We start from the raw sequence: 8326 nt of genomic DNA on the forward strand, positions 1-8326 counted from the left end.
TGGTTTCTATAATCGCCGCCCGCTTCTATTAAAAGGCCAATATCTTCATGGATCAGTTGACTGCCACGCTTAAGAAAATTGAAAAGCAGAACTACCGAGCTTATCAGCAAATCAAAGGTCAATACGACTTCACTGATTTCACTTTGTTTATCGATCATGTACAGGGTGACCCTTATGCATCGGCGTCACGTTTTCGTGCGACTCGCGCATGGTCTTTGACTGGTCTTGAGTGGCTAAGAGACGAGTCTCCTGCATTTCAAAGAGCTGCACGTGATTTTATTGCGCGTAGTTTTGAACAGTTTGCTAAACAAGAAAACTCAGTATCAATTTCACTGACAGGCCAAACTGTACTGGATAGCACCGCGGTGTTGTTTACTGAAGAAGGTATTGAACTGCGTTTTCGAGTTAACTTACCAGCCGAAGGTCGTTCAGTATTGGGGAAAAAAGCCAACAATATACTGACTTTCCACCTGCCTAAGTTTATCCGTCGAGCAACTTTAGAGCGTGAACTCGACAAAGCCGCTTTAATTAAGCACTGCCAAGTTGTTGAAGACCAAGATGCCCTACGAGAACAGTTAGAGGCCAATAACTTAGTCGCGTTTGTCGCAAACGGCAGTATTCTTCCTCGAATTGCAGGTAATTGCGACCTTCCAATGAAAGAAGCCGTTGAGTTTAAAGCCCCTGAATCTCTACAAGTCACTTTACATGCGCCAAACAAGGGCCATGTCACAGGATTAGGAATTCCAAAAGGTATCACACTGATTGTAGGTGGTGGCTTCCACGGTAAATCTACCTTATTAAATGCAATAGAGCGTTCAATTTACGATCATATTCCAGGAGATGGTCGCGAATACATTGTTGCCGATAACAAGGCTATGAAGATTCGTGCCGAAGATGGCCGATGCGTACACCACTTGAACCTGGCAAACTACATCAACCATTTACCGATGGGTAAAGATACGGCGGACTTTTCTACTCAAGACGCATCAGGCTCAACGTCGCAAGCCGCTTGGCTTCAAGAGTCTATTGAAGCGGGTGCAAGCACATTATTGATTGATGAAGATACTTCTGCTACCAACTTCATGATTAGAGATGAGCGTATGCAGGCATTGGTGGCAAAAGGTGATGAGCCAATTACTCCTCTCGTCGACCGCATTGGTCAATTACGAGATGATCTTGATATCTCTACCATTATCGTTATGGGTGGGTCGGGCGACTACTTAGACGTTGCCGATACCGTCATTCAAATGCACGACTACCAAGCCGTTGATGTGACTGAAAAAGCGAAAGAAGTTATCGCTCAGCACCCTACTCAACGCCATAACGAGTCAGAAGAACGTTTACAGACCTTCCCACCTCGAGCACTGAACCGCGTTGCGTTGATGAATATTCTTACTGACGGCAAGTTCCGTGTGAATGCGAAAGGCAAAGAGTCACTTCGATTTGGTAAAGAGTTTACTGATCTTAGCGCTTTGGAACAGATAGAGTCAGCCGATGAAGTCAACACAATTGGCTGGTTATGGTTCCAAATTGCTCAACTTCCAGGTTGGTGTAATCATCCGGCGAAGGAGATTGAAGAAATGCTGTCTGGTGAGTGGCATGCCGCTCTTCCTAAGCAAGGCGACTTAGCCAAACCACGCACACTAGACGTTATGGCTGCCCTCAACCGCATGCGAAAATCTCAGTTTAAGTCATCATGCTAGTTTTGATACGCTGACAGAGACAGTTCAATCAAAAGGCAGCTATAGTTAGCTGCCTTACTTTATCTTTATTCTTAGCGAATCATTCGTTTCTCAGTACATTCCACGCTTCACAAAGAACTCTAAATCTTTCTGCATCGCCATTTTCTCGATCAGGATGCCAACGAAGCGCGAGTTTTCGCCATTGTTTTCTAATTTCCGCAGGCGTAGCGTCAGTGTTAAGTTCAAATAGTGACAGTGCCTTTGTCTTATCTACGCTGGCTACTGACGAACCACCGATGAACTTTTGATAAGTTGTCCAAAATTCATTCAACAGTCGACGCACTTCATCTTCGTCCGCTTCGTAATTGCGCCAATCTAAGTAATACTCACGCAAAGGATCATGAATATCGATCTTATGCCTCAAAGCTTCCATCGAAGACATGAGCTGAATATCCATGGCTTCGACTTGAAGCCAGCTATCCGGATACAGAGTGTCTTGCAGTTGATATAATGCATTCATGATCAGGAAATTTCTTTTGAATAAATCCTTATCGGGAGAGTCGTCCAGCTTTGAAATATAACCTTGTTCACCCAACGAGCTTGCCAAGGTGTGCACTTTCCAATTAGAGGGCTGTTTTCTCAGAATTTCTAACATTGGCCAAAGCAGCGGATTTTCTATTGCATGAGGCTCAATACTATTGACAGTACGTTGTCCTTCCATTCATCCTCTCTGACACGAGTTTAGGGCCCCATTCACGGCACAAAAAACATAGTTTCCACTTTGTAGCATAAATGCAAAAAGGCCGATAGTCATTCACCATCGGCCTTTGTAAGGAGATCACGTAAAGGTTAAATAACCCCTAGCTCACGTAAACGTTCCATAAGGTAGCTATGTGCAGTGTAGCGCTCAGATAACACCACTTCCGGCTTTGGATGCAGGAACAACGGTAATGAGATACGTGACTTTTCTTGACGGCCACCCGTAGGGTTGATTACACGGTGAGTCGTTGAAGGGAAATAACCACCTGACGCTTCTTGAAGCATATCACCAATGTTGATGATTAAGTTCCCGAAGTCACATGGTACATCGATCCAATCACCCTCTTTACTCTTTACTTGCAGTCCAGGTTCATTAGCAGCAGGCAAAACCGTTAACAGGTTAATGTCTTCATGCGCAGCAGCACGAATAGCGCCTGGCTCTTCTTCGCCTGTCATCGGTGGGTAGTGAAGCACGCGTAGTAATGTTTTGTCACTGTTATTGATCATTTCTGACAACGCGATAGAGAACTTCTCTTGAACGTCCTTAGGTGCGTACGCTTCAACCCAGCCTAATAGCTCTTGAGCAAACGCATTGGCACGCTCGTAGTACTCTAAGATTTCAGCTTTAAGCTGCTCTGGGATCTGACCCCAAGGGTAAACATGAAAGTACTCTTTGATGTCTTTCACTTTGTGCCCTTTCGCCACTTCAGACACAGAAGGTGGGAAGTAGCCATCTTGGGTGTCTACGTTAAAGTGAAAATCATTCTTTTGTTCTGAACAGAAAAACTCATGCCAGTTTTTGTAAATTGACTCTACAAGCTCTTGTGGAATCGGGTGGTTTTTCAACACACCGAACCCCGTTTCGCGTAGAGAGGTAACGAACTGTTGAGCAGCATCGTCAGCAAGATAATCGACAGTTTCCAGTTTCATGGCTTTACTTCTTTTTTATTAGACTGAATCATGGATTCTATGGATGGGCATGTTGTAAATCAAACTTTAATGAAAAGTGCACGCGCAAACGTTTTAATGTTGAGCAGTTTGCCAATAAATCAACATTTTCAGTGATCAAAAAACCCATTAAAATATCAATTGCACACCGTTCAATTAAGTGCAATCATTAACACAATCTATGGAGTCCCACTGTAAGATAAATTGAAGGATCAAATAACTCTATGAAAAGCACCTCGACACTCTTAGGATTAACGATTTTTTATGCCATCGTGTTTTTATTTTCTGCGTTGGAACCTAACTCACGCGCAGTTTGGTTTGCGGAGATTATCCCGGCGATTGGTATTCTTGTTGCTATTTGGGCGATTTCGATTCGCTATCAGTTCAGTAATACGGCTTACTTTTTAATGTTCATCTGGCTCTGTTTGCACACTATCGGTGCGAAATATACGTTCTCCGAAGTGCCGTTTGACTGGTTTAACGACATGATTGGTTCAGAGCGAAATAATTTTGATCGCGTTGCGCACTTTTCAATTGGCCTTTACGCATATCCGATCGCTGAATACTTGATAAACAAAAAACGGTTCAACAAAGCGTTCTCTTGCTGGTTTGCTTTGTTTGCTATCATGTCACTTGCTGCTGGCTATGAGATTATCGAATGGTGGTATGCGGAGTTGGCTGGTGGCGATGAGGGAATTGCCTTTCTGGGCTCGCAAGGTGACATATGGGACGCCCAGAAAGATATGTTGTGCGATACCGTTGGTGCAGTGTTGTCGTTATTCTTAATGTCGGCTCAACGTCGATTCTCTCAACCATTCTAAATAAGGGTTAAACCCATCAACAATTGGAACCTGTACGATTTGAGCGACCTCGTATTCGTGCAGGTTTTCTATTTTCTCTTCCACCAATTCATAAAGTTCTCGACGAGTTTTGATGACTAGCAACCATTCGTTGTCAGTACAAACCTCCCCTTTCCAAACGTAGTGGCTTTCAATAGGCATTGTTTGAATACACGCGGCTAATTGGGCATCTAGCAAACCTTTAATGATCTGATCTCGATTTTTTTCATTACTGGTTGTACTTAAAACCATGCAATAGTCATGTTTCATACTCATTTTCTAGCCCTTTATTATTTCATCGTCACTTTGCCGCCAATCATTTTGTAAGCGGGGGTTCCTCTTACTAGGGTATCTCTTGCAAACTCTTGTCCGCAAGCGGGGCAAATACATGGGGTTTGTGTGAAATCGTCAACAATGCGCTCTTTGAAGCATTTAACCAGTGCGCCTTTCCCGCCTTTACGGTACTTAAATAGTTGAGTTTTACATTTAGAGCAAAAGATATCGACGGTTTTCGTCGGTTGTTTTTTATTCGGTTTCGCCATGGTTACTTTCTATATCCGGTTTGACCCATACATTATTAAAATCAAACCAACCTAAGGCATTACACTTTGCATTTTGTAACGCACCGCTGTGATCTTTATTCACGCCTAGCCAGCAGTGAAACATAGGAATCACCTGACAGCTTTTTACTAACTGTCGTCCTAGCTCACGCGCAGGAAAGTCTGTGTGCATGCCGGCACGCCATTGATCGACAAGTTTAGCCCATTCACTAAAATCGTAACCTGAACTGAACTTCTCAATATCACTGTAATCCAGGAGCCAGCCCGCCAACGCGTCATTTCGGTTCGTTGCAATGCCCATAGCTTTCACCCAGATATCCACTTCCTCCGGTGCGGGCGGTTGAGAATCATAACGAATAAACTCAACCTCTATACCGTGCGGTTTTAAGAGTGTCTTGATGGCCTTGGCAACTACTGGAAACATCGGATGCTTTTTCTGATACGCTACGGAAATTACCTTATTAGCCTGTGGTACGCTGCCCGCTTCCGCTGGCCTGAGATCAATCCAACCGGGCTTAAGGCCAAAGGCTTGCAATACTCCCAGTTCCATCACTTTATCTTGTGGAACATGCGCGTAAATCTGGTGACTGTTGAGGGTTTGCGAGAGGAACTCTGCCCAACGTGGATCTTTTGCAATCCCGGTGTTTTTGTTTAGTAATAGGAATGTACATCCAGGGTCCAGCTCTACTTCATCGGATGAACCTTGTTTATCCATCTTCGGCTTTGACAGGCTTGGATAAACCATTGAAGAATAGGCTTCATCGATTACCCACACCTCCACTTGGTCAAGTAAAGGGCGAAAACCAAAGTAGCCATCAAAAGCAGTCAAAATAAGACGCTTATCATCATTCATTTTAACTTGGAACGGCCCTGTCCCTATCGGTTGTCTATCAAAGCTTTCAGAACGCAAAGCACTCGGTAGCAAAATTTTTGCTTGCGACTCACTCAGAGCCAGAGGCAGGTAGCGATCAGGACGGACGAGCTCAATATCAATGGTCCACTCTTGTGGTGAAGACACCCGCTTTATGTGAGAAAACAAGTTCAAGCCATTTAACGCAAGCACACTTTCAAGAACACAACTGGTTGTTAACGGTTCACCATTATGAAAGCGTACTCCACGACGAAGATAAAAACGCCAATGAGTATCAGAAATTGCTTCCCACGTGTGGGCTAAATCTGGTTGAAGTTGTTCATTTTCATCAAGGCGAGTGAGTCCGCTAAAAATTTGTCTGGCGATGTGCTGTTCAGAACGCCGCATCGGTTTCTGCGGGTTTAACATCGACAATGGTCGATAATAAGGCAAACGCACGACCTGCTCGCCCTGTCGATGCTGAAGCCCTAAATAACCTTGGATAACCTGCGTTAATCGTGCCGCATCGTTATCAAGCGCATCTAGAGCCTGACCGATTTTCCCTTCATCGAGATAACGCCTGGCGAGGTTTTCGCTGACGTCGCTTCGATTACGTTTAAAAACGAGTTTCGAAAGTTTTCCTCGACCCGCTGCCGGATGCCACTCAATCCAGCCCTCTTCTTCAAGTTTATTTAGAACAATACGAGCATTACGACGTGTACAAAACAACGCTTCGGTGATGTCTTCGAGCTGAACGTCCGTATCGTGACCGGAAAATTTTTCAAACAGTGTTTCGAACTGAACACGTAAACGAGGGCTACTCATAAAGAGGAAATTCTTATCTTGTTGTCGATAAGCTAAGTTTCCTCATTTTTTCCAAAAAGTGCAAACATCACACTATAAATTATTGAATATCGATACCAATTTCTCGCGAAAGTTCAGCCAGTTGTACCTCGTTGTCCAGCTTGATAGACCATTTGCACTCTGCTCCATGAGATAAAACAACGTTCGCTCCTCTACCCAGCAACTGAATTGCATCGGTTTGCGCTTGCAAGGTTACCATTGCACTGCCGGAGAGCTTAATCACTATTTCACGCTGGGTTGCAATGATTTTTCCTAATGAAAACTCAATCACCATCTTAGTTTATACCGACTTTGTTTTGTGTTGTTTCACAGCGATGGTCAAGCGACTGGTACACACTAAACGGCCTCGCTCATCAGTGATATCGATTTGCCACACTTGTGTTGAAATACCCAGATGAAGCGGTTTTGCCGTACCAATCACATGACCACTTCGCATGGCTCGCACATGGTTCGCGTTAATATCTAAACCGACGCAGTAGCTGCCCTCATCGACAGAGAAGTTTGCAGCCAATGAGCCTAATGTTTCTGCGAGCACGACTGATGCACCACCGTGAAGCATTCCTAAAGGTTGATGAGTAAAGCTGCATACGGGCATGGTTGCCGTAAGGGAGTCGTCAGTGAAATCTGTATATTTAATTTGTAGGTGCTCGATCAGGGTATTTTTTGACGTGGCATTCAGAATCTCTATGCTTACGGGCTTTTTCCATATACTCATTGTTTTACTCTTAGTTTCACAAACTGGTTTGTTAGGTTGTAACGATGTGCTAGGAAGCTAGCATAGACGCTACTTGGGCATAACTTCAAGACGTAACATCTCACCTTCTTTATTAAGCAGATGAATAACTTGATCCATGCATCATGTTACTATTTGGGTATATACTATTGCTTCAAAACAAAAAATTAAATGGAGCCTGTTATGAAGGTATGGATGAAAGCCTCTGCTCTTTTAACTATCGCGGGTTTAACAGCGTGTAGCGCATCACCGACGGGTCGCAACCAGATCCTGATGTTTTCAGATCAGGAAATGTCATCGCTTGGCGCTAAATCTTTCGAACAAATGAAGAAAGATATCCCAATCAGCAAAGATCGCAAAACGAATGCCTACGTTCAATGCGTTGCCAAACACATCACTGACACCATTCCCGCTCAATCTGGATTTAAAGACTGGGAAGTCGTTGTTTTTGATAGTGAACAAGTCAATGCGTTTGCTCTACCAGGTGGGAAGATCGGCGTGTATACCGGGCTTTTAGATGTCGCGAAAAACCAAGATCAGTTGGCAACAGTCATTGGTCACGAAGTCGCTCACGTCCTCGCTGACCACAGTAATGAACGTCTTTCACAAAGTCAGTTAGCAAATGCCGGGTTGTCTCTAGCAAACGTTGCCATTGGCGCTTCCGAGTACAAACAGTATCAACAAATGACGATGGCGGCACTTGGTGTCGGTGTCCAATACGGTGTTATTTTGCCATACGGTCGTACTCAGGAATCTGAGGCTGATATTGTCGGGCTGGAATTCATGGCAAAAGCAGGTTTCGACCCACGTCAAAGTGTCGATTTATGGAAAAATATGAGTGCTGCATCAGGTGGTTCTCAACCACCTGAATTCTTCTCAACCCACCCATCGCACAGTACGCGCATTAAAGATTTACAAGCAACCATAAATAAGCTGCCTGCGTATAACGCGAAAGCACCAAGATGTGGCTAATTCATTGCTACTTGCTACTATCGTCTACTACTTAAGCTTGCCAAGTAAATTACCACCTTCTAAAGAAGGTGGCTTTGTGTGAGCCCCCTAAAAGGGGGCCTTTGTTTAGTCCAGCGCCA

10 protein-coding genes are annotated in these 8326 nt (G+C 44.2%); 3 read left to right on the forward strand and 7 right to left on the reverse strand.

Translation table 11 applies throughout. From position 1 onward, the window contains the following. The first annotated feature begins 47 nt into the window (after nucleotides 1-47). On the forward strand, nucleotides 48-1703 hold the full coding sequence (locus tag R7P36_RS17925; RefSeq protein WP_138940262.1) for an ABC-ATPase domain-containing protein: 1656 nt from the start codon (nucleotides 48-50) through the stop codon (nucleotides 1701-1703). Nucleotides 1704-1782: 79 nt separating this feature from the next. Here R7P36_RS17925 and R7P36_RS17930 read toward each other — a convergent pair whose 3' ends face one another. After that, nucleotides 1783-2403 (reverse strand): DNA-J related domain-containing protein, encoded by a 621-nt coding sequence (locus R7P36_RS17930; RefSeq protein WP_005376328.1) that lies wholly within the window; start codon nucleotides 2401-2403, stop codon nucleotides 1783-1785. A gap of 128 nt (nucleotides 2404-2531) precedes the next feature. Further along, complete coding sequence (locus R7P36_RS17935) at nucleotides 2532-3371, reverse strand: isopenicillin N synthase family dioxygenase (RefSeq protein WP_005386285.1); 840 nt, start codon at nucleotides 3369-3371, stop codon at nucleotides 2532-2534. Nucleotides 3372-3613: 242 nt separating this feature from the next. Between R7P36_RS17935 and R7P36_RS17940 the strand changes: the two genes are divergently transcribed. Beyond that, a complete protein-coding gene (locus tag R7P36_RS17940) occupies nucleotides 3614-4210 on the forward strand; it encodes a DUF2238 domain-containing protein (RefSeq protein WP_005376330.1) in 597 nt (198 codons plus the stop codon). Here the strand turns inward: R7P36_RS17940 and cutA are convergent. The 5 genes from cutA to R7P36_RS17965 form a co-directional block, all read right to left on the reverse strand. Next, nucleotides 4172-4504 carry a divalent-cation tolerance protein CutA gene (cutA, locus tag R7P36_RS17945; RefSeq protein ID WP_017634166.1) on the reverse strand — a complete coding sequence of 111 codons (333 nt, stop codon included), beginning with the start codon at nucleotides 4502-4504 and terminating at the stop codon, nucleotides 4172-4174. The genes R7P36_RS17940 and cutA overlap by 39 nt on opposite strands. 14 nt (nucleotides 4505-4518) lie before the next feature. Beyond that, nucleotides 4519-4770, reverse strand: coding sequence for a hypothetical protein (locus R7P36_RS17950; RefSeq protein ID WP_005376334.1), 252 nt, complete (start codon nucleotides 4768-4770; stop codon nucleotides 4519-4521). Then, nucleotides 4754-6463 (reverse strand): SgrR family transcriptional regulator, encoded by a 1710-nt coding sequence (locus tag R7P36_RS17955; RefSeq protein WP_203345429.1) that lies wholly within the window; start codon nucleotides 6461-6463, stop codon nucleotides 4754-4756. Before R7P36_RS17955 ends, R7P36_RS17950 begins: the two co-directional genes overlap by 17 nt. Before the next feature lie 79 nt (nucleotides 6464-6542). Further along, nucleotides 6543-6776, reverse strand: a complete 234-nt coding sequence (locus R7P36_RS17960; RefSeq protein WP_005386281.1) for a DUF3389 domain-containing protein — start codon at nucleotides 6774-6776, stop codon at nucleotides 6543-6545. Nucleotides 6777-6782: 6 nt separating this feature from the next. Beyond that, nucleotides 6783-7217: a hotdog fold thioesterase gene (locus R7P36_RS17965; RefSeq protein ID WP_005376340.1), complete on the reverse strand. Its 435-nt coding sequence runs from the start codon at nucleotides 7215-7217 to the stop codon at nucleotides 6783-6785. Nucleotides 7218-7418: 201 nt separating this feature from the next. On the opposite strand from R7P36_RS17965, the gene R7P36_RS17970 reads away from it, so the two are divergent. Continuing rightward, nucleotides 7419-8207, forward strand: coding sequence for a M48 family metallopeptidase (locus R7P36_RS17970; RefSeq protein ID WP_017634168.1), 789 nt, complete (start codon nucleotides 7419-7421; stop codon nucleotides 8205-8207). Nucleotides 8208-8326 lie beyond the last annotated feature (119 nt).

The sequence above is a fragment of the Vibrio sp. 397 genome (assembly GCF_033339395.1).
GTDB classification, from domain to species: domain Bacteria; phylum Pseudomonadota; class Gammaproteobacteria; order Enterobacterales; family Vibrionaceae; genus Vibrio; species Vibrio alginolyticus.